The sequence below is a fragment of the Gilliamella sp. B3172 genome (assembly GCF_026536465.1).
Classification (GTDB): domain Bacteria; phylum Pseudomonadota; class Gammaproteobacteria; order Enterobacterales; family Orbaceae; genus Gilliamella.
This window is the reverse complement of record NZ_JAFNOA010000011.1, coordinates 38636-62558: the sequence shown is the minus strand read 5'-3', so window position 1 is coordinate 62558 and position 23923 is coordinate 38636. Positions and strand designations below refer to the sequence as shown.

At 38.8% G+C, this 23923-nt stretch carries 21 protein-coding genes; 14 read left to right on the top strand and 7 right to left on the bottom strand.

Going from position 1 to position 23923, the window contains the following annotated elements:
- Positions 1-23 precede the first annotated feature (23 nt).
- The 5 genes from dsbC to J3U37_RS11325 all read left to right on the top strand — a co-directional run bounded on the left by dsbC (position 24) and on the right by J3U37_RS11325 (position 6002).
- Positions 24-719, top strand: a complete 696-nt coding sequence (gene dsbC, locus J3U37_RS11345) for a bifunctional protein-disulfide isomerase/oxidoreductase DsbC (protein WP_267329308.1) — start codon at positions 24-26, stop codon at positions 717-719.
- Between the two features lie 73 nt (positions 720-792).
- Positions 793-2529 carry a single-stranded-DNA-specific exonuclease RecJ gene (recJ, locus tag J3U37_RS11340; RefSeq protein ID WP_267374969.1) on the top strand — a complete coding sequence of 579 codons (1737 nt, stop codon included), beginning with the start codon at positions 793-795 and terminating at the stop codon, positions 2527-2529.
- Positions 2530-2640: 111 nt separating this feature from the next.
- On the top strand, positions 2641-4038 hold the full coding sequence (gene mpl / locus J3U37_RS11335) for a UDP-N-acetylmuramate:L-alanyl-gamma-D-glutamyl-meso-diaminopimelate ligase (protein ID WP_220218806.1): 1398 nt from the start codon (positions 2641-2643) through the stop codon (positions 4036-4038).
- 64 nt (positions 4039-4102) lie between these two features.
- Positions 4103-5587, top strand: coding sequence for an NAD(P)H-hydrate dehydratase (locus J3U37_RS11330; RefSeq protein ID WP_267374967.1), 1485 nt, complete (start codon positions 4103-4105; stop codon positions 5585-5587).
- 55 nt (positions 5588-5642) lie between these two features.
- Positions 5643-6002: a helix-turn-helix domain-containing protein gene (locus J3U37_RS11325; RefSeq protein WP_267374964.1), complete on the top strand. Its 360-nt coding sequence runs from the start codon at positions 5643-5645 to the stop codon at positions 6000-6002.
- Between the two features lie 72 nt (positions 6003-6074).
- Here the strand turns inward: J3U37_RS11325 and J3U37_RS11320 are convergent, their stop codons facing one another.
- Both J3U37_RS11320 and J3U37_RS11315 read right to left on the bottom strand, forming a co-directional pair.
- On the bottom strand, positions 6075-7442 hold the full coding sequence (locus J3U37_RS11320; RefSeq protein ID WP_267374961.1) for an L-serine ammonia-lyase: 1368 nt from the start codon (positions 7440-7442) through the stop codon (positions 6075-6077).
- Between the two features lie 255 nt (positions 7443-7697).
- Positions 7698-9002 (bottom strand): serine/threonine transporter, encoded by a 1305-nt coding sequence (locus tag J3U37_RS11315; RefSeq protein WP_267374959.1) that lies wholly within the window; start codon positions 9000-9002, stop codon positions 7698-7700.
- A 358-nt stretch (positions 9003-9360) separates the two neighbouring features.
- On the opposite strand from J3U37_RS11315, the gene proS reads away from it, so the two are divergent.
- The 3 genes from proS to J3U37_RS11300 all read left to right on the top strand — a co-directional run bounded on the left by proS (position 9361) and on the right by J3U37_RS11300 (position 13289).
- Entirely contained in the window at positions 9361-11082 is a 1722-nt protein-coding gene (gene proS, locus J3U37_RS11310) for a proline--tRNA ligase (protein WP_220218801.1), read from the top strand.
- 20 nt (positions 11083-11102) lie between these two features.
- A complete protein-coding gene (locus J3U37_RS11305) occupies positions 11103-11687 on the top strand; it encodes a tyrosine-protein phosphatase (RefSeq protein WP_267374956.1) in 585 nt (194 codons plus the stop codon).
- Positions 11688-11825: 138 nt separating this feature from the next.
- Complete coding sequence (locus J3U37_RS11300; protein WP_416379777.1) at positions 11826-13289, top strand: M48 family metalloprotease; 1464 nt, start codon at positions 11826-11828, stop codon at positions 13287-13289.
- Between the two features lie 57 nt (positions 13290-13346).
- On the opposite strand, the gene J3U37_RS11295 is transcribed toward J3U37_RS11300, so the two are convergent.
- The 3 genes from J3U37_RS11295 to J3U37_RS11285 are packed head-to-tail and all read right to left on the bottom strand — an operon-like array spanning position 13347 to position 15491.
- Positions 13347-14009, bottom strand: coding sequence for a histidine phosphatase family protein (locus J3U37_RS11295; RefSeq protein ID WP_267374954.1), 663 nt, complete (start codon positions 14007-14009; stop codon positions 13347-13349).
- A 22-nt stretch (positions 14010-14031) separates the two neighbouring features.
- Positions 14032-15015, bottom strand: a complete 984-nt coding sequence (rluC, locus tag J3U37_RS11290; protein ID WP_267374952.1) for a 23S rRNA pseudouridine(955/2504/2580) synthase RluC — start codon at positions 15013-15015, stop codon at positions 14032-14034.
- Positions 14985-15491, bottom strand: a complete 507-nt coding sequence (locus tag J3U37_RS11285) for a hypothetical protein (protein WP_267374950.1) — start codon at positions 15489-15491, stop codon at positions 14985-14987. The genes rluC and J3U37_RS11285 overlap by 31 nt, the downstream gene beginning before the upstream one ends.
- A gap of 262 nt (positions 15492-15753) precedes the next feature.
- On the opposite strand from J3U37_RS11285, the gene dsbB reads away from it, so the two are divergent.
- The 4 genes from dsbB to rapZ all read left to right on the top strand — a co-directional run bounded on the left by dsbB (position 15754) and on the right by rapZ (position 18631).
- A complete protein-coding gene (gene dsbB, locus J3U37_RS11280) occupies positions 15754-16287 on the top strand; it encodes a disulfide bond formation protein DsbB (RefSeq protein ID WP_220218795.1) in 534 nt (177 codons plus the stop codon).
- Positions 16288-16359: 72 nt separating this feature from the next.
- Positions 16360-17016 carry a bifunctional tRNA pseudouridine(32) synthase/23S rRNA pseudouridine(746) synthase RluA gene (rluA, locus tag J3U37_RS11275; protein WP_267374948.1) on the top strand — a complete coding sequence of 219 codons (657 nt, stop codon included), beginning with the start codon at positions 16360-16362 and terminating at the stop codon, positions 17014-17016.
- A 74-nt stretch (positions 17017-17090) separates the two neighbouring features.
- Positions 17091-17687, top strand: a complete 597-nt coding sequence (locus tag J3U37_RS11270) for an XTP/dITP diphosphatase (RefSeq protein ID WP_267329316.1) — start codon at positions 17091-17093, stop codon at positions 17685-17687.
- Between the two features lie 95 nt (positions 17688-17782).
- Positions 17783-18631 (top strand): RNase adapter RapZ, encoded by an 849-nt coding sequence (rapZ, locus tag J3U37_RS11265; protein ID WP_267374946.1) that lies wholly within the window; start codon positions 17783-17785, stop codon positions 18629-18631.
- A 3-nt stretch (positions 18632-18634) separates the two neighbouring features.
- Here the strand turns inward: rapZ and J3U37_RS11260 are convergent, their stop codons facing one another.
- Together J3U37_RS11260 and envC are read right to left on the bottom strand one after the other, a co-directional pair.
- Entirely contained in the window at positions 18635-19456 is an 822-nt protein-coding gene (locus J3U37_RS11260; RefSeq protein WP_267374942.1) for a divergent polysaccharide deacetylase family protein, read from the bottom strand.
- On the bottom strand, positions 19453-20616 hold the full coding sequence (envC, locus tag J3U37_RS11255) for a murein hydrolase activator EnvC (RefSeq protein ID WP_267329318.1): 1164 nt from the start codon (positions 20614-20616) through the stop codon (positions 19453-19455). Before envC ends, J3U37_RS11260 begins: the two co-directional genes overlap by 4 nt.
- Before the next feature lie 258 nt (positions 20617-20874).
- On the opposite strand from envC, the gene glyQ reads away from it, so the two are divergent.
- Both glyQ and glyS read left to right on the top strand, forming a co-directional pair.
- A complete protein-coding gene (glyQ, locus tag J3U37_RS11250) occupies positions 20875-21810 on the top strand; it encodes a glycine--tRNA ligase subunit alpha (protein ID WP_220218789.1) in 936 nt (311 codons plus the stop codon).
- Positions 21811-21820: 10 nt separating this feature from the next.
- Entirely contained in the window at positions 21821-23893 is a 2073-nt protein-coding gene (gene glyS / locus J3U37_RS11245) for a glycine--tRNA ligase subunit beta (RefSeq protein WP_366518700.1), read from the top strand.
- Positions 23894-23923: the final 30 nt, after the last annotated feature.

The following is a 23923-nucleotide window of genomic DNA, read 5'->3' as shown; positions in this document are numbered from 1 at the left end:
GTTCAAAAAATAAGGGTAATTGAATGAAAAAATTAGTTTTAGCTTTAGCATTAATTTCAACCTCTGCGCTTGCAAGCAATAGTGATATTTTAAAAAGCTTCGAAAAACTGGGGTACAATTCCAATACAATAAAAATTAATAATTCGCCGATAAAAGGCTTAAAAGCGGTTACCACAGATGACGGAATATTTTATGTTACTGCTGATGGGAAATATCTAACACAAGGTCCTTTTTATAACGTTGAAGGTGATGAACCGGAAAATATTGCCAATAAAGATAATTTAAATGCAATTAAAAAAATTGAAAAAGATGCAATCGTTTATCAAGCTAAAAATGAAAAGTATGTCATTTGGGTTTTCACTGATTATACATGCCATTACTGTAAATTACTCCACGAAAATATTGATCAATATTTAGATGCGGGTATTTCTGTTCACTACTTTGCCTTCCCACGAAGCGGTGTTAATAGTGAAGCAGGAAAAAATATGCAGTCAATTTGGAGCGTAGCTGATCGTAAAGCAGCCTTTGACGATGCTTACAAAGGCAAAAAAATCTCACCAGCAACAAGCATGGTACCTTACGTCACCCAACAATTTGATGTGGGTAGAAGTTTAGGTATTTCTGGTACGCCAGCCATTGTTTTGCCTGACGGACAACTTGTTTCGGGTTATGTACCGGCCGATAAGTTAATTGAAATTTTAGATAAAAAAAATCCTTAAAACATTTTGATTAATTAATAATTTAGCACCAATTTAATATCCATGTTAGCGCCAATGCGCTAACATTTACATTATGAGAAAAAATAGATTATTACATCGTCCGTTACCGCAATCGCTTCCGGAATTACCGAAAGATATTCCGCAACTATTGCAGCGAATTTATGCACTACGAGGCGTAAAATCAATAAAAGAACTTGACTATACCACACGCAATTTAACCGGTTATGATAATTTAGATGGCATCAATGATGCTGTCGAATTGCTTTATCAAGCAATGAAAAATAATCAACGTGTTATGATTGTCGGTGATTTTGATACCGACGGCGCAACCAGCACCGCTTTAACAGTCAGAGCCCTAAAAAAAATGGGGTGCCAATTTGTTGATTATATTATACCTGATCGTTTTCAAGACGGTTATGGCTTAAGCACCAGTGTGGTTGAGAAAGCCATAGCTCAAAAAGCCGATCTTATTGTGACTGTCGATAATGGGATATCTTCATTCGATGCGGTTGAATTTGCCAAACAATCGAATATTGCGGTTATCATCACCGATCATCACTTATGTCCGGAGCAGTTACCTAATGCTGATGCCATAGTCAATCCGAATTTGCCTGATTGCGCTTTCCCTTCTAAACATTTAGCCGGCGTAGGTGTGGCGTTTTATTTAATGCTGGCTTTACGGGCTAAATTGCGCAAGGAAAACTGGTTTGCTAGCAATAACTTAGAAGAATATAACATTGCCAGCTTACTGGACTTAGTGGCTTTAGGAACGATTGCTGATGTGGTGCAATTAGATCATAACAATCGTATATTAGTACATCAAGGAGTCAATCGGATTCGTTCCGGTTATTGTTGTGCTGGTATCAAAGCATTATTGCAAGTTGCGAAAAAAGAGGCGGCTTGTTTTACCTCTATCGATCTTGCTTACTATATTGCGCCGCGCTTAAATGCCGCAGGAAGAATGGATAATATGTCATTGGGAGTGGAATTATTACTCTGTGATGATTTTGACACTGCCATTAAACAAGCAACCGAACTTGATGCGTTAAATAACGATCGCAAATTAATCGAACAAACAATGCATAAAGAAGCGTTATCGCTTATTGAAAAGATAGAAACACAAAAAGCGGCAATTCCTAGTGCATTAGTTGTTCATCATCCACAATGGCATCAAGGGATTATTGGGATATTATCGGCTCGGTTGAAAGAGAAATACTATCGACCAGTGATTTCATTTGCTTCAACACAAGACGGTCTATTAAAAGGCTCCGGCCGATCGATTGCTGGTTTACATTTGCGTGATCTGATTGAACAGTTAGATCAGCTTCATCCTGATCTTTTAGTCAGCTTTGGTGGACACGCTATGGCGGTGGGTTTGTCTATTCGAGAACAAGATTTAGCCCATTTTACCGACAGTTTTGAAGCACTGGTTGATCAAGTATTAAATGATGAACTGCTTGAACAAGTGATTGAAACCGACGGTGAGATAGCCGGTCAAGATTTCAATTATGCTATAGCCAAACAGCTAAAAGATTCCGGCCCATGGGGAGAAGGCTTTTCCGAACCAATTTTTGACGGTGAGTTTATCGTTCACAGACAGCAGTTATTTGCCGAAAAACATCTTAGATTAGTACTGGAGCCCAAACAAGGCGGACCCATTATTGAAGGGATATATTTCAATGCTGATACAACTAAATGGCCTGATCAGTCAATCAAAAATGTAACAATCGTTTATCACTTAGGTGTCGATGAGTTTCGAGGCAATCAAGCTGCAAAATTAATGATAAGGCATTTATGGCCTATCGCATAAGCCATAAAAATCGACTATAATTAACGAAACTACTTCAAAAAACCTATTTAACCAAACTGGTAACAAAACCATTATTTTTTACTACAATTTATACAAAGTTAAGGACTAAAAATGCATATTCATATTCTTGGTATCTGTGGCACATTTATGGGAGGAATTGCATTAATAGCCCGCTCACTAGGTCACAAAGTCACCGGTTCAGACAAAAATGTTTACCCGCCGATGAGCACCTTATTACAACGAGAAAATGTCGAAATCATTGAAGGCGACGATCCAGCGCAATTAAATCCTACACCGGATTTAGTTATTATTGGTAACGCATTATCACGGGGTAATCCTTGTGTGGAATACATTTTAGATAATAACATTCCTTATATCTCAGCACCGCAATGGTTGCATGACAATGTATTAAAAGATCGCTGGGTGATTGCGGTTGCTGGTACTCATGGTAAAACCACTACCGCCAGCATGGTAAACTGGATCTTAGAACAACAAGGCTTTAAGCAAGGCTTTGTTATTGGTGGCGTACCTGGAAACTTTGACATATCAGCCAGATTAGGCGAAGGAAATTTCTTTGTTATTGAAGCTGACGAGTATGACTGTTCGTTCTTTGATAAACGCTCCAAATTCATGCACTATTGCCCGAAAACGCTAATAATGAACAATTTAGAATTTGACCACGCTGACATATTTGATGATCTCAGCTCAATTCAAAAACAGTTTCATCACTTAGTGCGCTTAGTGCCAAGTAAAGGTCTGATTATTGCACCTCAAGAAGATGTCAATTTAAAACAGGTGTTAGCCAAAGGTTGTTGGAGCGATCAAATCTTTACTGAATCGGAAACAGGTTGGTTAGCCCAACGAATGAATAACGATGCCAGCCACTTTGCGGTCTACTTTAATGGTAATAAAGTAGGCGAAGTTCGATACTCTTTAGTTGGTGAACATAATATGCACAATGCCATAATGGCTATTGCTGCTGCCAACAATGTCGGGGTTAAAGCTGAAGATGCTTGTCAGGCATTAGGCTCATTTATCAATGCCAAACGACGTTTAGAGTTATATGGTCAAGTGAATAATATTGAAATTTATGACGACTTTGCGCATCATCCAACCGCAATTTTAGCGACGTTAGAAGCATTACGCAGTAAAATTGGTGCTAATCGCCGAATTTTAGCCGTACTCGAACCACGTTCCAACACCATGAAACTCGGTATATCTAAAGATGAGCTTGCACCGTCGCTTGGGCGGGCTGACGAAGTTTACATGTTCCAACCGGAACAGTTACCTTGGTTGGTTGTTGATGTTGTTGATGCCTGTATTCAACCGGCTTATTGGTCGGGCGATATCGATCTTTTAGTTGAAATGATCACAAAATCCGCAAAACCGACCGACGCCATATTGATTATGAGTAATGGTGGTTTTAATGGTATTCATAAAAAGATTTTAGATAGTCTGGAAAAACAACAAATTAAAAATCAGCAAGACAAACCCTTGTTAATCAAATAGTCGTTTTCACCCCTTCAAAGATATGCCACAGCGTGTGGCATATCGTTACCAACAAGGAGACTGCATGCAATACTTAGTTACCTCGTCTGAAATGCAGCACTATGATGCTCATACTTCGCAAACAATCGGCTTGCCTTCACTAGTGTTAATGGAACGAGCGGCATTAGCGGTCGCCAATCAACTTCAAACTGAAGATTTTAACCTAAGCAGAGTTGCGCTCATATGTGGTTATGGTAACAATGGTGGAGACGGCATTGCCGTTGCGCGTTTACTCAAATTACACCATATCGATGTGACAGTCTATTTAGTTGGCTTACCTAATAGTGCATCGGCTCAAACATTACAGCAAATTAAAATCGCTCAGCACTATCAAATCCCTGTCATGACATCGTTACCCGATTCACTTTCGTCCTATACAACGGTTGTCGATGCTATTTTCGGTATCGGTCTTAATCGCAATGTTAGCGGTGAATTTTTGCGGGCAATTGAGCTGATTAATCAAAGTCATGCCGATGTGCTAGCGATTGATATCCCTTCCGGCGTGTGTGCCGACACCGGAAAAATATTAGGTGCGGCGGTAAAAGCGAAACAGACAGTAACCTTTGCCTATTCTAAGCTCGGATTATCCTTCTATCCCGGCCTTGAGTTAGCCGGCAAAGTAACGATTGCCGATATTGGGATTTATGCTGACAAACCGGCTTCGCATTATACTTTCGAGCAAGATGATCTCGATAAATTATTACCGGTGCGAGCAAATGACTCCCATAAAGGCTCTTATGGTAAAGTATTGACAATCGCCGGTTCGCAAAACATGTCCGGTGCCGCTTACTTATCGGCTAAAGCCGCCTATCGAGCCGGCGCCGGGTTAGTACGTATTTACACACCAATTTGTAATAGCACTATTTTATTATCCCAACTCCCCGAAGCATTATTATCGCCTTTTACACCAAATCACGTTAATTTTAATGAACTTGAAACATGGATAAATTGGGCTTCGGTAATTGTTATCGGCCCCGGTATGGGGGTATCAGATGATAGTCATCAGATTTTATCTTACGTGCTTAACCATGCGACCGTGCCAATTATTATTGATGCTGACGGACTAAATGTGTTATCGCAAGATTTGTCATTACTTAAGCAAGCCAAATCGCCCATTATCCTTACACCACATTTAGGTGAAATGGCCAGCCTAACCAAACGCGCTATCGATGAAATTAAACATAATTTAATCGCAACAGCAAAAACTTTTTCGCAAAAGCACAATGTCATTTGTGTGTTAAAAGATGCTAAGACCGTCGTTGCCCAACCTCACAAACCGACTTATATTAATCAATCGGGTAATAATGGTATGGCAACGGCTGGATCAGGTGATGTGTTAACTGGCATAATAGCCGGACTCATTGCCGGTCATTTATCCGCCGCTCAAGCAGCCCCAGTAAGTGTTTACTTGCACGGTTTGGCAGGTAATAAAGCGGCTGAAAAATTAAATAAATACAGTTTATTAGCTTCTGATATCATCGAAGGTTTAACCCATATACTACCCAATTAATCCCAAAATAACAGGCTTGAAACCCAATGCATTATCTCTATATTGAGGATAACTCATGAATGAAACAACCGAAATGGTTGCAATGTTATGTCGCAGAATAAAAATGGCCAGAATTGAAAAAAATTTATCACAACAAGAACTTGCTCAAAAATCTGAGCTTGGCATAGCAACCATTAAACGCATCGAAAGTGGTGAATCCATTACTTTACATACACTGATTAACGTACTAAAAGGATTGGGCGAACTTGATCAGCTCAATAATTTACTTGCCTACAATGAACTGATGCATAGTACATCAACTGAGCAAGCTAAACGAAAAAGAAAGTTACGTTCAATAAAAAGTGAAAAAGTCGATATGCTGGCCAATAATGATTTTTTACGTTCTAAAGTCAATACCATGCGCTGGAAATATTAACTTTGATCGCTTCAATTCGCCAAATTGTTAATCGGCGAATTGAAGGATTAACTTATCGCAGTTAACGGCAAATTAACTACAATGAACGGTAATTGCCAGCCCGCCTCGTGATGTTTCACGATATTTAGCGTTCATGTCTTTACCGGTTTCATACATGGTTTCAATTACCTTATCTAGCGACACTTTGGCAACGGTTGTGCGTCTTAAAGCCATACGAGTGGCGTTAATTGCCTTAACAGCAGCAATAGCATTACGCTCAATACATGGCACTTGTACTTGCCCGGCAACCGGATCGCAAGTTAAACCTAAATTATGTTCCATGGCAATTTCAGCGGCCATACAAACTTGTTGCGGATTCCCACCTAAAAGCTCAGCAAGCCCAGCGGCAGCCATGGAGCAAGCAACACCAACTTCACCCTGACACCCTACTTCTGCACCCGATATTGAGGCATTTTTTTGATAAAGCTGCCCAATTGCGCCACAAGTTAAAAAGAAACGCATTGAGATATCCGGCGTAACAGGATTAATAAACTTATCATAATAGGCAAGCACCGCAGGAATGATCCCACATGCACCATTAGTTGGCGCCGTGACAACCCGCCCACCGGCAGCATTTTCTTCACTCACCGCTAAGGCAAACATATTGACCCAATCAATAATGACCATAGGATCGCTGATAATATTATCTTTGGTGGTCGATAATTGACGGTACAAGGAAAACGCTCGGCGTGGCACTTTAAGCGGGCCGGGTAATAACCCTTCGGTGTTCATGCCACGTTTAATACAATCTAAAATAGTCTGCCCGACACGATGAAAATAGTCTTCAATCTCTTCATAAGAGTGCAATTCCAGCTCGTTTTTCATCATAATACTGGAAATGGATAACGAATTATCTTCACACGATTTTAATAGCTGTGCGGCAGTCGAAAATGGATAAGGCAACAAAACCGGATTTTGTTCTTGCTGACCAAATTGCGCCTCTTCAACAATTTTGCCCCCACCAACAGAGTAGTAAGTTTTTTGAAACAGCAGCTCATCGCCATGATAAGCGCTTAATGTCATACCATTTTCATGTAATGGTAAAAATTTAGAATGAAAAACCATACACTCAGCTAGTGGAAAATCAATTTCATAACGATTGTCATAAATCGGTAACCGATTAGTCTGACTGATTTTTTCAATAAATATCGGGATGTTATCAATATTGACGGTATCGGGTTTTTCACCAGCCAGCCCCAGAATAATGGCGATATCGGTCTGATGCCCCTTACCAGTTAGTGATAATGAACCATAAACATCTGCTACAATTTTGGTTACAGACGGCATCAACCCTTGACTTATCAGCTCATCGACAAATGCTTTTCCAGCTCGCATTGGTCCGACTGTATGTGAACTTGACGGCCCAATACCGATTTTAAATATTTCAAATACCGAACTCATATTTTTCCCTTTTCAAAGCCCAATGTAACTGAGCCTTTTTGATAAAAACTTTATAGATTACTCAAACAAATTGGATAACAAACATCTGTGTTAAAAGCTTAACAACCACCAGTTAGGACAAAACGCCTCACGCTTAGAATGAAAAATTAGGACTGCTTTATAACACAATTGCTATCAACTTGAAGAATATTTATCCGCCTATTAACCTAAGCGGATTTTTTCTTTAAATGGTCATCATTACTGATAAATTCAAGCTTAAAGCAAATTATAAATCGCTGCTGAAATAGCAATCAAACCCATAATGACAATAAATATATTACTTAATTTGCCACGATACTTAGCTAATGCCGGTAATTTGTTGATCGCATACATTGGCATTAAAAACAGCAGTATCGCTAAAATTGGACCACCCAATGATTCAATTAAACCTAAAATACTCGGATTAAGTGTGGCTGTTCCCCAGGCCGTGATAAACATAAAGCCAATGGCAATTTTATCTAATTTTGCCGGTGAAATTGTCTTATCACAGCTACGCAGTGCTTTATTAATCACGCCATTAAAGCCCTCTTTACCCCCTAAATAGTGCCCTAAAAATGATTTCGCCATTGCAATAAACGCAATTGGGGGACCAATATACTCAATAACAGGTGAATTAAATCGGTTTGCCAAATAAGATAATGTCGAAATATTTTGTGCTTTTGCATCCAACAGCTCAGCAGGAGTTAAGCAAAGTGCACAGCTAAACACAAAAAACATGACCGTTACAACCATCATTATATTACTTGCGGCAATAATTGTAGAGCATTTTGGTTCAGCGTAAACATCGCCATACTCTTTGCGTTTAGCAACGGCTAAAGAAGAGATAATTGGAGAGTGATTAAATGCAAATACCATAACCGGAATAACCAGCCACAGCGTCATTAAAATACTTTGACTGCCGTCACTACCGGCCCCACTTAATGATACGTTAGAAAAAATTTCACCATTCCATTCCGGAATTAAAAATAGCGCTAAAATCATCAGTACAGCAATAAAAGGAAACACTAAAATCGACATCACTTTGACAATCAGCTCTTCACCAAAGTGAACAATCGACATTAAAAAAGCGACTAATACAAAAGATAATAACGCCCTTGGTATCGATGCCATGCCTAATTGATGTACCATAAAGCTATCAACAGTATTGGTGATACCAACGCTGTAAACCAATAAAATCGGGTAGATAGCAAAAAAATAGAGCACCGTGATAAAGTTGCCGGCAGTTCGTCCAAATGCCTCTTCAACCACCACCGTGATATCACCTTCAGGATTTTTACCCGATAAAACAAATCGACATAACGCTTGATGAGCATAAAATGTCATCGGAAAGGCAAGGACTAACATCACCAATAGTGGAATCAAGCCCCCGACACCTGCATTTATTGGTAAAAACAGAACGCCAGCCCCGATTGCTGTGCCATACAGACTTAGCATCCATAAGGTATCACTTTTACGCCACTTAGGTAATTTTACCCCATTGGTACCCCCAACAACATCTTTGTTTTCTACAGCATTATCCATATAAGATTCTCCTATACCTAAAAATTTGGGCGTATGATATCAATTTAACAACGTTACTAAAGTGATCTACATCACACAAATAAATAAAAAATTAAATATAATCAATGGGATAAACATATCTTTTTTGATACCTAGCCAACTTCCTAATTACTAAGGCATCATTTTTGATACGAAATGCATAAAAATCACTATCCTAATTACATAAATCTGTGGGTTGATCTAACCAAACTCTTTTAAACCAATTATGCCACTGCAAAAAAAATAACAATAAAATTACTTTAGTGTTACGTTAGGTACTGCTAAACTAGCTAACATTTTTATTATATTTATAGATAAATTATTTTTTCAGGATAAACGTATGCGAACCAGTAAATATCTTCTTTCTACGTTAAAAGAAACGCCTGCTGATGCTGAAGTCATTAGCCATCAATTAATGTTACGTGCCGGAATGATCCGCAAAGTTGCCGCAGGATTATATACTTGGCTACCGACTGGTTATCGTGTGCTAAAAAAAGTTGAAAACATTGTTCGTGAAGAGATGAATAAAGCCGGTGCGATCGAAGTGCTAATGCCGGTTGTTCAACCTGCCGATATTTGGCAAGAGAGCGGACGCTGGGAACAATATGGTCCGGAATTATTAAGAATTAAAGATCGTGGCGATCGTGATTTTGTCTTAGGTCCAACCCATGAAGAAGTCATTACTGATTTAGTGCGTAATGAAGTGAGTTCATATAAACAATTACCGCTAAATATTTATCAAATTCAAACAAAATTCCGTGATGAAGTTCGCCCAAGATTTGGCGTGATGCGATCACGTGAATTTATTATGAAAGATGCTTATTCGTTCCATACCACTCAAGAATCGCTTCAAGAAACTTATGATGATATGTATAAAGCCTATAGTGCGGTATTTACTCGTGCCGGATTAAACTTTAGAGCGGTGCGAGCAGATACAGGCTCAATTGGTGGTAACTGGTCACACGAATTTCAGGTATTAGCTGACAGCGGCGAGGATGATATTGTTTTTTCAACCGAATCGGATTACGCTGCCAATATTGAAATGGCACAAGCATTAGCTCCAACGCAAACTCGCCTTGCGCCAACAAGTGCCATGACATTAGTTGATACGCCTAATGCCAAAACTATTGAGGAATTAGTCGAACAATTTGAATTACCGATTGAAAAAACGGTTAAAACACTCATGGTTAAAGCAAGTAAAGAGAGTGGGCACCAGCTAGTTGCACTATTAGTCCGTGGTGACCATAGTTTAAATGAGATTAAAGCAGAAAAGATTGATATTGTGGCATCTCCTCTTGAATTTGCGACCGAAGAAGAGATACGGGCAATTGTCAAAGCTGGACCAGGATCATTGGGACCAATTAATCTCAATATGCCAATTATTATTGACCGTGATGTGGCTGTAATGAGTGATTTTAGTGCAGGCGCTAATATCGATCATAAGCACTACTTTAATATCAACTGGGAACGTGATTGCCCGCTTCCTCGCATCGAAGATATTCGTAATGTTGTTGAAGGAGATATCAGCCCGGATGGTAAAGGCACGCTACAAATAAAACGAGGTATCGAAGTTGGGCATATTTTCCAACTGGGTACTAAGTACTCACAAGCAATGAAAGCCACCGTACAAGGTGAAGATGGTCAAAATCATGTGATGATCATGGGCTGTTATGGTATTGGTGTAAGCCGTATTGTTGCTGCTGCCATTGAGCAGTGTCATGATGAACGTGGGATTGTATGGCCGGAAGCAATTGCGCCTTTCAGTGTTGTGATTATACCTATGAACATGCATAAATCAGAAAAAGTACAAGCAACGGCTGAAAAGCTCTATGCCGACTTGCAAGCTGCTGGCATAGAAGTACTATTTGATGATCGTAAAGAGCGCCCGGGCGTTATGTTTGCTGATGCTGAGCTTATCGGTATTCCACACACCATTGTCATTGGCGAAAGAAACTTAGATAACGGCGAAGTTGAATATAAACATCGTGCCGGTGGTGATAAAACGCTGGTAAAAGTTGAAGATATCCTTAGCTTTATCCAAAAGCGTCGTCAGTCAATTTAACACTGAATCAATTATTGAAGATGAATTATAAAACACAACATCTAATAGCAAACTATCCAAGCATACTAAAACAATTGGTGATGCTATTATTGTTGTGTTATTTAATTTTGATTACCACCGGTTGCCAGTTGTCGAATAAAAACCAGCTGGAACTACCCGGCAATTTTCATAAAATTTCTGATGATGTTTATCGCGCCGAACAACCGACAACGAAACAGCTACAGAATCTTAATGAGCTGGGCTTTAAAACTATCATTAATTTACGATTAATGCACAGCGATCGTGGTAGATTAACCGATACTAACCTCTCTGAGGTTTGGGTTAGAATGCGAGCCGGTGATATCAATGATGAAAACATGATTGAAGTGCTGACCGCTATTGCCAAATCCCCTAAACCGATTCTGATCCATTGTTGGCATGGTAGCGATCGCACCGGTGTAGTCAGTGCGATGTACCGTTTGGTTTTTCAAAACTGGACAAAAGAGCAAGCAATAAACGAATTGATGCAACCGGAATTGGGTTATCACAAAAAAGTATACCCCAATATCATACAATATCTGAAACAAGTGGATGTTGAAAAAATCCGTGCAGTCGTATTTCAATAATTTATTTTACGAATAAAAAACCGTTCAAGTTCGCCTCAATACGCATTTTATGCTCTTTTAGGAAAGGTTATTAAAATTCAGTGTGGTATTGTCTTTTTTTTCAGCTAAAATAACTGCCTATCACTCCTATGATTATGGTTGAAAAGAATGTTAAAGAAAGCAATCGCATTAGTTTTATCAAGTACATTATTATTACAAAATAGCGCTGTCGTCTACGCGAATAACATCTCCCTACCGGATATCGGCACCGCTGCCGCTTCGACCTTAAGTATTGGTCAAGAACTGGAAATGGGCGATTACTACATGCGAATGCTTCGTGCCAGTGCGCCAATCATTAACGATCCGGTTTTGAACCAATATATTAATGAGATTGGCAAAAAGTTAGTGTCAAAATCTGAATCCGTGCAAACCCCTTTCCATTTTTACATTATGCGAAGCGATGTGCTAAATGCTTTCGCCTTTTTTGGTGGAAATGTGGTGATTCATTCTAAACTTATATTAGATACCGATAACGAAAGCCAACTCGCCTCCGTTATGGCGCACGAAATTGGCCATGTTACTCAACGCCATTTGGCAAGAGCAATGGAAGCACAGAATCGTAATAGCCCTTATGTCTGGGGAGCTACGTTAGGCTCGTTATTGCTTACTTTAGCCAATCCTGAAGCTGGCATGGCAGCCATGACCGGCACGATGGCAGGATCGCAACAAAGCATGATAAGCTTTACTCAATCAAATGAACAAGAGGCCGATCGTGTCGGGCTTAGAACATTAGTTAAAGCGGGTTTTGATCCTAACGCTTCATCTGAATTTTTACAAAAACTCGCCGATCAAAGCCGTTTTACCACTAAACCGCCAGAAATTTTATTGACTCACCCCTTACCCAATAGCCGTTTAAGCGATGTTCGCAGCCGTTCCTTACAGTACGGTAAAAAAAATGTCTCCTCGTCAATAGACTACTATTTAGCCAAAGCACGACTTGCTATTCTTTATAACTCAAGAAATAAAAACATTGCTAAACTCTTGATTGAAGATTACAAAAAACTTAATACGCCACAAAGTAAAGTAGCCATTATCTATGCCAATGCGCTGGTTGATAATCATAATGGCAACAATCAGAAAGCTAAAGAGCAACTACAACCATTATTAGATAATGATCCAAACAATATCTGGTATATCGATTTGATGACCGATATTGATTTGGCAATGAATAATGGCAGCAGCGCTATTACTCGCCTGCAAGCGGCACTGAAACATTCACCGAATAACGCGGCATTAAAGCTTAACCTTGCAAATGCCTATATTAAAACGAAAAACTATCAGCAAGCTGCCAGTTTGTTACATCGTTATACCTTTGATAACAGTGATGATCAAAACGGCTGGGAATTACTGGTACAAGCTTACGGTGGCTTAAATTCACGCGCGCAAGAGATGAGCGCTCAAGCTGAAGTACAAGCGTTAGACGGTGATTTTGAAGGGGCAATTAATATCTTGCAAAATGCCAAACGTCAAACCAAAAACAATCAGACTTTAATTTCAAAGATTGATGCAAGAATTAATCAAATACAAAAACTACAAAAACGCTACGCGCCTTATCGAAGATAACAAGTAGCAAAACATCTCCAGACGACATTTTCGATGAGTCTGGAGAATAAAATCACACTATTTTTGGTTTAAATGATCGACATTATTGAAGAATTTAACTGAAAATTGACCTTCTGTCTGATCATCTGATTGCTGATAGTTCACCACGCTAATACTGGTATTTAACATTCGTGGGAAGTAATCCTCGTCACGATGCAACCGCCAGTCACCGCCATTTAGAACGCAAAGCAATAAGCGCAATACCGTGCCATGCGAAACCACAAGAATGTTACCATTTTGTTCGGGTGCATTTTGCACAATGGTGGTTAATGCGTTTTTCATTCGGGATAGCACTTCAAGGTAGTTTTCACCTTGATTGACACTTGCATCAAAATTAGCCGGATCGGTTAAATAAGTATTAAATTCCGGGACTTCTTTTTTCAGCATAGGAACATGCTGACCTTCCCAGGTACCAAAATCCATTTCCCGAAGATCGGTAAGTTCAAATGTTGGTATCACATTATCATTTTCATGAATAATATAATCTCGAGTTTCCATTGCTCGTTGCTGAGGGCTGGAATACGCCTGCATAAAAGGCACATTTTTTAAATGCTGTCCGGTCACTTTAGCCCCTAAAATACCGTCTTGAGTTAAAGGAGAATTTTGCGATCCTTGCATCTGATCTTTAATATTCCACTCAGTTTGACCGTGTCTTATTAGATATAAATTTAGATCTTTCATTCGTGCTTACTACCTTTTAATTTTATGATTTTGACTGTTGATGTTTATCTTTTCTCAGCAATGCCAAACAAGTTTGCAAAGTCTCATCCATCGGCGCTTGTAGTTGCATTGGCTCTAAGCTTTTGGGATGAATAAATTTTACATTGGCAGCGTGTAAAAATAATCGATTCAACTCGGTTTTATTTAATAATGCATCAAATTGATGACAACCATACCTGTCATCAAAAGCAATCGGGTGTCCGGTATATTGAGTATGCACCCGAATTTGATGCGTTCGCCCTGTGACAGGACTTGCTTTTATCAATGTGGCACATTCAAACCGCTCTTCAACTTTAAAGCGTGTTTCTGAAGGTTTACCATTTTTATCGACTTTAACCACACGTTCACCACTTTTAAGCACATTTTTAAGCAACGGCGCTTGCACGACTTTGCATTCAGAAGGCCAACTGCCTTTGACTAAAGCAAGATAGTTTTTGGTCATCTGTTTTAATCGGAGTTGTTCATGCAGTGCTTTTAAAGCTGAACGTTTTTTAGCAATTAACAGCACACCCGAGGTTTCACGGTCGATACGGTGAACTAATTCAAGAAATTTTGCTTCTGGTCTTAACGCACGTAATCCCTCAATAACGCCAAAACTCAGCCCACTACCGCCGTGCACCGCGATGCCGGAAGGTTTGTTAATGGCCAAAATGACCTCATCTTCATAAATAATCGCTTTTTCTAAATCAGCCACTTTATTGAGCTTAGTTGATATTTCCGGCGCGGGCTTTTCTGACACACGAATAGGCGGAATACGAATTTCATCCCCGATATTTAACTTATATTCGGGTTTTATACGTTTTTTGTTAACCCGCACTTCCCCCTTTCTCAATATGCGATAAATCATACTTTTTGGGACACCTTTTAAATGTGTGATCAAAAAGTTATCGATACGTTGAGTCGCATTTTCTTCAGATATCGTCACAAAAGTAACGTTTAATTTTTTTTGTGGGGCGTTTGTATGCATATAGGTGATAACTCGTTGATAATTGCTTCCCAATAATAATCCAGACTTTGAAAATGATTATTTAATATATTCATTTTTTGTTCAAAATCATCAAAATAGTGTGCTCTATTTTTTTTATCATTTTTCCAATTATTTAAAAATAATTCATAATAATAAATAGAGAATAGAAATTGAAATAATCCAACATTTAATATAATTTTTTTCTTATTTGAAGGAAAAAATAAATAAACGTGGTGATTAGTAATATTATATATTATCTTTCCATTTTCACTATCATCTAAAATTAATTCATTATTATTGAGATAGTTAGTTTCTTTTGTAAATTTAAAATCTAATTCTGTGGAGTTAGGTAAACCGATATTAAATAGTATTTCTGCATCTTCAATATTTAAACTATCTCTTAAATCATTGTTATCGTTTTTTATAATTAAATTATCTTGATAAAATAATTTGATTTGCGCTAGTTGATTTGTCATTCTTCTTCCATTATTACTAGGGAAAACCGGTTTTTTGCAAATATTAAATTTTCAATATCTGCTTAAACTTTTTAAGTTTCTTTTGTTAAATCCGGATAGTCATAACTTTGATTAATTAGAGATGATGAGTCCACTATCAATGAGTAAAAGTCGTTTTACATTATTGAAAAATCCTCTACACTACCGCTAACTTAATAATAGAACATTTTCCAATACACTCACTGATGAATGATTATAACGGAATACGGGAGAATAAAATAGTATGTTAGCATTGCTCAATCAATACTCACGTGGAAGAATAGCATGGGCGCTATTATTTTTATCTACAGCTGTTTTTGAAATAACCGCACTCTATTTTCAACACGGTTTAGGGCTAGCCCCTTGTACGCTTTGTATTTATCAACGATGTGCAATTTACGGCATCATGTTAGGCAGTATTTTCGGATTAATTGCACCCCAAAAGCTAATTTATCGCCTATTGGGTATTGCAATTTGGTTATATAGTGCCTATAAAGGTTTGAACTTAGCCATGTATCACGCCCATTTACAATTTGAACCCAATTTGACCGACAGCTGTGCTATAAACGTTCAATTTCCAAGTTGGCTACCATTAAATCAATGGTTTCCAAGCATGTTTAATGCTTACGGTAGCTGCGCTGAAAAAATATGGTCATTTTTAACCATTGAAATGTCACAATGGATGATTATCATTTTTGCCTGCTATATTATTGTCGGTATCATTGTCCTGTTTTCCCAAATTTTCCCAACAGCCAAAAGCTCGACGTGGCATAAATAATATTAGACTGGCACTTTTTGCCGAGTTTGTTAGAATGTGTGACAATTTTATTTTACAAATTGTCACACACAAATGCTTTTGGAATATCATCCGCCTACTGATCCGTGGCTTTCAATTCTATATCAAGATGATCATATTGTGGTTGTTAATAAGCAATCTGGTCTGCTATCTGTTTCGGGTAATAAGCCTCAATTTATTGACAGTATTATTCATCGTCTACAACAAAAATACAGTTATGTTGAATCGGTACATCGTTTAGATATGGCAACCAGCGGTATTATGGTCGCTGCGCTATCTAAACTTGCCGATCGTGAAATTAAGAAACAATTTAGAGAACGGATTCCGAAAAAAACTTATATCGCTGTTGTACATGGGCATATTGAACAAGATTACGGCCAAGTTGAACTACCTTTGATTTGTGATTGGCCTAATCGTCCACGGCAAATGGTTGATATGCAAAACGGTAAACATGCATTAACCGAGTATCAAGTCGTTGCACGCAATAGTGACAACACCACACGGGTTGAGTTATACCCGTTTACTGGCCGTTCGCATCAATTACGGGTACATATGCAAGCTATCGGACACCCAATTTTAGGCGATAAATTTTATGCGCACCCGCAAGCTTTTGCGATGTCGAAAAGATTGCTATTACACGCACAATCACTCACGATTAATCACCCTAAAACCGGGGAAAGCATGACATTTACTTGTGAACCGGAATTTTAAACCGCTAGGTAATCAGTAACCATTTAACTGACTAAAATAGCCTAAACAACATCAATCAATTAAGGAGCAACAAAATGCAACAAATTGTTTTAGCAACCAATAATCAAGGTAAGGTCAATGAGTTACAAACGCTATTAGCCGATGCCGGTTTTAATATTGTTGCGCAAAAACAGTTCAATGTTCCGGACGCTGAAGAAACAGGTTTAACCTTTGTTGAAAATGCTATTTTAAAAGCTCGTCATACTGCAAAATTAACCGGTTTACCCGCCATTGCTGACGACTCAGGATTAGTTGTTCAAGCGCTTAATGGCGCTCCCGGGATCTATTCGGCTCGTTATGCCGGTGAGCATGGCAACGACCAGAGTAATAATGAAAAATTACTCGATGCATTAAAAAATGTCCCGCCGGAAAATCGGCAAGCTTACTTTTATTGTGCGCTGGTATATTTGCAACATGAAAACGACCCAACGCCCATTATCTGTTTAGGTAAATGGGATGGTGTTATCTTAAATGAATTAAAAGGCGAAGGTGGTTTTGGTTACGATCCGCTGTTTTATATACCTCAACTCAATTGCACAGCAGCGGAGTTAACCAAAGATCACAAAAGCCAGATATCACATCGTGGATTAGCGCTTAAGCAGTTAATTGCCCAAATTAAAGCTAAGCACTAAAGCATAATGTTTTGCATGATTGTTTATACACAAAATTGCACAACAAGAAGTAAAAAGTATATACTTAAGGGAACAAATATGCTGGAGTTGTTATCATGATTTTAATGATAGTAAGTGGTCGTTCAGGTTCTGGAAAATCGATTGCGTTACGTGCATTAGAGGATATGGGGTTTTATTGTGTCGATAATATCCCGCTTGCACTATTACCACAATTAGCCGATTCATTAAAAAACAACAATACCCCTGTTGCCGTTAGTATTGATATCCGAAATTTACCCGCCAATTTTGACTTTAATCACGATGTATTACAGCGTTTACCGGCATCGGTAACCCCCGTAATTATCTTTTTCGATTGCAGCCGAAACACCCTTATTCGCCGTTACAGTGAAACAAGGCGCATTCACCCTTTAACCAATCAAAAATATTCGTTAGAAGAAGCTATCGACCTTGAAGAAAAATTTCTGGAGCCATTAAAATCGCACGCTAGCTTAGTGATTAATACCGATAATCTTTCGGTACATGAGCTATCAAGTATTTTAAGATCTCGAATTTTAGGTAAAAAAGAGCGTGAATTAACTATTATTTTTGAATCGTTTGGCTTTAAACATGGTTTGCCGGTCGACGCCGATTTCGTTTTTGATGTGCGCTTTTTACCCAATCCACACTGGGATATCAATTTACGAGCCCTAACCGGATTAGATGAGCCGGTTAAGCAATATCTGTTAAAACATGACGAAGTGACCAATTTTATCTATCAAACAGCCAATTACCTTAAGCAATGGCTGCCTCTTTTAGAAAAAAATAACCGCAGTTATTTAACCATTGCTATCGGTTGTACGGGTGGTCAACATCGTTCGGTTTTTATTGCTGAGCAGTTAGCGGCGTTTTTCCGGGCGCAAAATAAACAAATTCAAGTTCGTCATCGAACGTTGGAAAAAAAGTAACCGCTACTGTTTGGTTAGCATAAACTGACACAATAGCTCAAATAATTGTCGATATTTGTCGAGTAGTTTTTCTAAGTAAAGTGAGTTTTGCGTAGGTAACTCCGGGGCTGGAATTAACTCGCTGATTTTAATTAATTCAATATCATCGGGTAAATTTGCCAGTTTAGATGTTAGCACATTCACCGTTTGTGGATGAGGATGACCAATTGCAATTGCCACGCCATGCTTGCGCGCAACGTTAATTGCTGATTCAAATTGCTGGCCGATTGCGGTTTCAGTTATTTTATCATCTAAAAAGACATCTCGCTCAAGAACGGGAATAGCGTACTGGCTTGCCGCCTCTTTGGTTTTAGTTCTACCGATTGTCTTACTATCTAAAAAAAACATTGAGTAGTTGCTTAAGGCTTTCATCACATGATTCATACCCGTAAGATCCGAGGTCATCAAACTCCCCATATGGTTATTGACACCAATTGCATAAGGTACACGCTCTACTGCATCGGTAACAATTCGACTCACGACAGACTCTTCCATATAAGGAAAAAGGGTATCTTTCTCGAGCGGTTGTTTTCCTGTAGGTGCCATAGGTAAATGAATAATCACATCATTACCATGCTGATGAGCTAGCGTTGCAATCTTCTGTGCATTTGGAGAATTAGGTAAAACAGCGATAGTAATATTGGGTGAAAGCGCAATAATTTTCTGTTCGTTACTTTGCCGATAACCAAAATCGTCAATAACTAAAGCAAGTTTTGCCGCCCAAACACAGTGAACATTAATGATCATTAAGCTTAAACAAATAAAATGTACTAAACGTATCATCATTTTAACCACCCTCTTGGATCAAGCGCTTTACCGTCTCGCCTAATTTCAAAATATAAGCTTGGCGTATTTTGCCCGCCGCTTGAACCAACTAAAGCAATAGGTTGATTGGCATGAATTTTATCCCCAACATCAACTAAAACCCGTTGATTATATCCATATAAGCTCATATCACCTTTCCCATGTTCCAGTGCAACAACAAAACCATATCCTTGTAACCAACTGGCAAGAATAACTCGCCCGTCTGCAATCGCTTTTACTTGTGTACCGTCATTAGCATTGATTACCATTCCTTTCCAATGAAGTTCACCTTGTAAAGACTCACCAAATCGATGCGCAACAGTTCCGCTAACCGGCCAATCAAATTGGTGTCCGGGCTGACCAATACCACTGACACGAGCCATTAAACTGCGTTCGTCAGCGCTAAGTGTATAGTTTGTATTTTTCTGTTTTGCCTCAATGTGTTTTGCTTGTCTGGCTTCTTCTTCGGCAATAAGACGGCTCTCTCTTTCTGCCTGAGCAATTTTAGCTTGTAGTTTGGTTTCGTTTTCTTTTAGCTGAGCCAATTTTTGCTCATTTATTTGCATCGACGATTCAAGCGAGTTAATGGTTTTTTGCCGATCTTTTTGATTTTTCACAAGCCCGACTTGCTCTTGTTTCTGTTTGGTTTGTAATGCTTTTTGCGTAGTGAGTTTTATTTGTAACGCCGCTTTTTTATCGTTAAGTTGTAATTGCGTTTCACGCAGGGCATTAATTTGCTGCTCTCTTGCCTGATTGATATAACGATAATAGGTAATTAAACGTTCATTGCGATCGTTCTCTTCACTGGCAAAAATAAGTTCGAAACCGGTACTTTTTCCCAATTTAAACGCACTTTCAAGCTGTTTAGCTAATACCTGCCGTTGTTGCGTTTGTTTAGCGCTCAAATCATCGATTTGTTTAATTAATTGGTTAATTTCAGAATTGAGTTTTTTAAGTATGGTGCCATTTTTTTCAATGGATGTGAGTAGTTTGGCTATTTGTGTTTCTTGTTCTTTAAGCGCATTAACTAATTGTGTTCGCTCTTTTTTTTGCTCAGCTAAACGGGTTTCTTGCTCTTCAATGGATTGACGTATAATTTGTAATTGCTGATTATCATCAGCATACAAAAAACTAACTTTCATTAAGCAAATTAGCGTTACGACGACAATTTTGTTATGAATAGACATGGCGTTTGAATTTTTAATTTATTACCAAGCAATTAAGATAGTTTTACTATACCGATAAATAAGCCAATATGCAAAATGAAAACAGTATCAAATCGGTTAAACAATATATTAAATTATATAATGATTAGGCATTTCACAAGCTTGAATAAAAAGTATAAAATACAGCACTATTTAAATTATTGAAAAATCAATTCAACCATTAAAGATAACATCATGCAAAAGTTTAATGTCAAAACCTTTCAAGGGTTAATACTTACGTTACAAGATTACTGGGCTAATCAAGGTTGCACGGTAATTCAACCGTTAGATATGGAAGTTGGCGCCGGCACCTCTCATCCGATGACCTGTTTACGTGCACTAGGACCTGAGCCTATCAATGCCGCTTATGTTCAGCCTTCACGCCGCCCAACCGATGGTCGCTATGGTGAAAATCCCAACAGGTTACAACATTATTATCAGTTTCAAGTTATCTTAAAACCGTCACCAGAGAATATCCAAGAGCTCTATTTAGGATCACTCAAAGAGCTAGGACTCGATCCAACAATTAATGATATTCGTTTTGTCGAAGACAATTGGGAAAACCCTACGTTAGGCGCATGGGGATTAGGCTGGGAAGTTTGGTTGAATGGTATGGAAGTGACTCAGTTCACCTACTTTCAGCAAGTAGGCGGGCTTGAGTGTAAACCGGTAACAGGCGAAATAACTTATGGTTTAGAACGCTTAGCGATGTATATTCAAGGTGTCGATAGTGTTTACGATTTAATCTGGAGCGACGGTGCTTTTGGTAAAACCACCTATGGCGATGTGTTTCATCAAAACGAAGTTGAACAATCGACTTACAATTTTGAATATGCCAATATCGACTTTTTATTTTACTGCTTTGAACAACATGAAAAAGAAGCAAAATTTTTACTTGAATTAGAAAAACCTTTACCGCTACCTGCTTATGAACGAATTTTAAAAGCTGCACATTGCTTTAATTTACTTGATGCCCGTAAAGCGATTTCAGTAACCGAGCGACAACGCTATATATTGCGGATCAGAACATTAACCAAAATGGTTGCTGAAGCTTATTACGCCTCGCGTGAAGCACTTGGATTCCCGATGTGCCAAAATTCACCGTCAAACGAAAATGCATCATCTAAGTAGGAAGATAAATATTATGCAAAAAACATTTTTAGTGGAAATTGGTACAGAAGAGTTACCACCAAAATCACTCCGCACATTAGCGCAAAGTTTTGCCGCTAACTTTATTGAACAACTGGATAATGCTAATTTAGAACATGGTGAAGTACTTTGGTACGCATCGCCACGGCGTTTAGCGTTAAAAGTATTAAATTTAAATGATACTCAGCCCGATAGCCAAATTGTTAAACGTGGCCCGGCAGTGAGTGCCGCTTTCGATCAAGCAGGCAATCCAACCAAAGCGGCAGAAGGTTGGGCTCGTGGTTGTGGTATTAGCGTCGATCAAGCTGAGCGTGTGCAAACCGACAAAGGTGAATGGCTATCTTATACCCAATATCAAAAAGGTCAGGCGGTTGTTGATCTATTGTGTGATATGGTAAAAGCCGCGCTGAGCAAATTACCAATACCTAAACCGATGCGCTGGGCGGCTCGTCAAGTTGAGTTTATCCGCCCTAGCCATACTGTGACAATGCTATATGGTGATGAGCTGGTTCCCGGCACAATTTTAGATATTCAATCAGACCGCATTATCCGCGGTCACCGTTTTATGGGTGAACAAGAGTTTACCATTGATCATGCTGATCAGTATCCGGACATTCTTGAGCAGCGTGGTAAAGTCATTGCTGATTATGACAAACGTAAATCAATTATCAAACAGCAAGCACAAGAGGCGGCAGCCAAACTTAACGGTAAAGCAGATTTAACCGAAAGTTTACTTGAAGAAGTCTCATCTTTGGTTGAATGGCCGGTTGTGTTAACGGCAAAATTTGAAGAGCGATTTTTAGATGTGCCGGCCGAATCACTGGTGTATACCATGAAAGGCGATCAAAAATACTTCCCTGTTTATGATAATCAAGGCAAATTACTGCCGAATTTTATTTTTGTTGCAAATATTGAATCAAAAGATCCACAAGTGGTGATTGCCGGTAATGAAAAAGTGGTGCGTCCACGTTTAGCCGACGCCGAATTTTTTTATAAAACCGATTTAAAACAGCGTTTAGAAGACCGCTTACCTCGCCTTGAAACCGTGTTATTTCAACAACAACTTGGCACCGTTAAAGATAAATCATTACGAATCGAAGCACTGGCCGGTTATATAGCCGAGCAAATTGGCGCTGATGTTGCTAAGGCCAAACGTGCCGGAAAATTAACTAAGTGTGACTTAGTCACTAATACCGTGTTTGAGTTTCCCGAAACGCAAGGTATTATGGGACGATATTTAGCCATAAAAGACGGCGAAAGTATTGAAGTTGCCACTGCCATTGAAGAACAGTATAAACCACGTTTTTCAGGTGATGAATTGCCGAGCACAAACGTATCATGCGCGGTTTCAATCGCTGAAAAAATGGATACCTTAGCGGGTATTTTTGGTATCGGTCAACACCCTAAAGGCGATAAAGACCCGTTCGCATTACGCCGTGCGGCAATCGGTGTTTTACGTATTATTGTTGAAAAAAGCTTACCTTTAGATTTGCTTGATTTAACAAACTATGCGACATCACTATATGGCGATAAGTTAAACAATAAAAACGTTGTGACCGATATTGTCAGCTTTATGCAAGGTCGCTTCCGAGCATGGTATCAAGAGCTTGGTTTTGCAATCGATACCATTCAAGCGGTGTTAGCACTTAATCCAACTAAACCGGCTGATTTTGATGCCCGGATTAAAGCTGTTACCCATTTTAGAACGCTACCGGAAGCCTCTTCACTGGCTGAAGCCAATAAACGGGTTTCAAATATTTTATCGAAAGCACAAGTGCAAATTCCCGATACTATTAATACGGCATTATTAGAAGCCGGAGCAGAAGGTGAATTAGCGAAACAAGTGGTGATATTAAACGATAAGTTAGCACCTTATTTTAATGAAGGTCGTTATCAAGATGCGTTAGTTGAATTATCATCATTAAAATCACCTGTTGATGAATTTTTTGCATCAGTCATGGTGATGGCTGATGATGAAAAAATTAAACTCAATCGCTTGGCCTTGTTGAAGAAACTGCAAAATTTATTTTTAAAAGTTGCCGATATCTCTTTATTACAAGCATAACAACTATCTTATTTATAATAACAAGTGGTA

Coding starts and splice junctions, on each gene's coding strand:
- dsbC (WP_267329308.1), top strand. CDS start 24: ATGAAAAAATTAGTTTTAGCTTTAGCATTAATTTCAACCTCTGCGCTT.
- recJ (WP_267374969.1), top strand. CDS start 793: ATGAGAAAAAATAGATTATTACATCGTCCGTTACCGCAATCGCTTCCG.
- mpl (WP_220218806.1), top strand. CDS start 2,641: ATGCATATTCATATTCTTGGTATCTGTGGCACATTTATGGGAGGAATT.
- J3U37_RS11330 (WP_267374967.1), top strand. CDS start 4,103: ATGCAATACTTAGTTACCTCGTCTGAAATGCAGCACTATGATGCTCAT.
- J3U37_RS11325 (WP_267374964.1), top strand. CDS start 5,643: ATGAATGAAACAACCGAAATGGTTGCAATGTTATGTCGCAGAATAAAA.
- J3U37_RS11320 (WP_267374961.1), bottom strand. CDS start 7,442: ATGAGTTCGGTATTTGAAATATTTAAAATCGGTATTGGGCCGTCAAGT.
- J3U37_RS11315 (WP_267374959.1), bottom strand. CDS start 9,002: ATGGATAATGCTGTAGAAAACAAAGATGTTGTTGGGGGTACCAATGGG.
- proS (WP_220218801.1), top strand. CDS start 9,361: ATGCGAACCAGTAAATATCTTCTTTCTACGTTAAAAGAAACGCCTGCT.
- J3U37_RS11305 (WP_267374956.1), top strand. CDS start 11,103: ATGAATTATAAAACACAACATCTAATAGCAAACTATCCAAGCATACTA.
- J3U37_RS11295 (WP_267374954.1), bottom strand. CDS start 14,009: ATGAAAGATCTAAATTTATATCTAATAAGACACGGTCAAACTGAGTGG.
- rluC (WP_267374952.1), bottom strand. CDS start 15,015: ATGCATACAAACGCCCCACAAAAAAAATTAAACGTTACTTTTGTGACG.
- J3U37_RS11285 (WP_267374950.1), bottom strand. CDS start 15,491: ATGACAAATCAACTAGCGCAAATCAAATTATTTTATCAAGATAATTTA.
- dsbB (WP_220218795.1), top strand. CDS start 15,754: ATGTTAGCATTGCTCAATCAATACTCACGTGGAAGAATAGCATGGGCG.
- rluA (WP_267374948.1), top strand. CDS start 16,360: ATGCTTTTGGAATATCATCCGCCTACTGATCCGTGGCTTTCAATTCTA.
- J3U37_RS11270 (WP_267329316.1), top strand. CDS start 17,091: ATGCAACAAATTGTTTTAGCAACCAATAATCAAGGTAAGGTCAATGAG.
- rapZ (WP_267374946.1), top strand. CDS start 17,783: ATGATTTTAATGATAGTAAGTGGTCGTTCAGGTTCTGGAAAATCGATT.
- J3U37_RS11260 (WP_267374942.1), bottom strand. CDS start 19,456: ATGATGATACGTTTAGTACATTTTATTTGTTTAAGCTTAATGATCATT.
- envC (WP_267329318.1), bottom strand. CDS start 20,616: ATGAAAGTTAGTTTTTTGTATGCTGATGATAATCAGCAATTACAAATT.
- glyQ (WP_220218789.1), top strand. CDS start 20,875: ATGCAAAAGTTTAATGTCAAAACCTTTCAAGGGTTAATACTTACGTTA.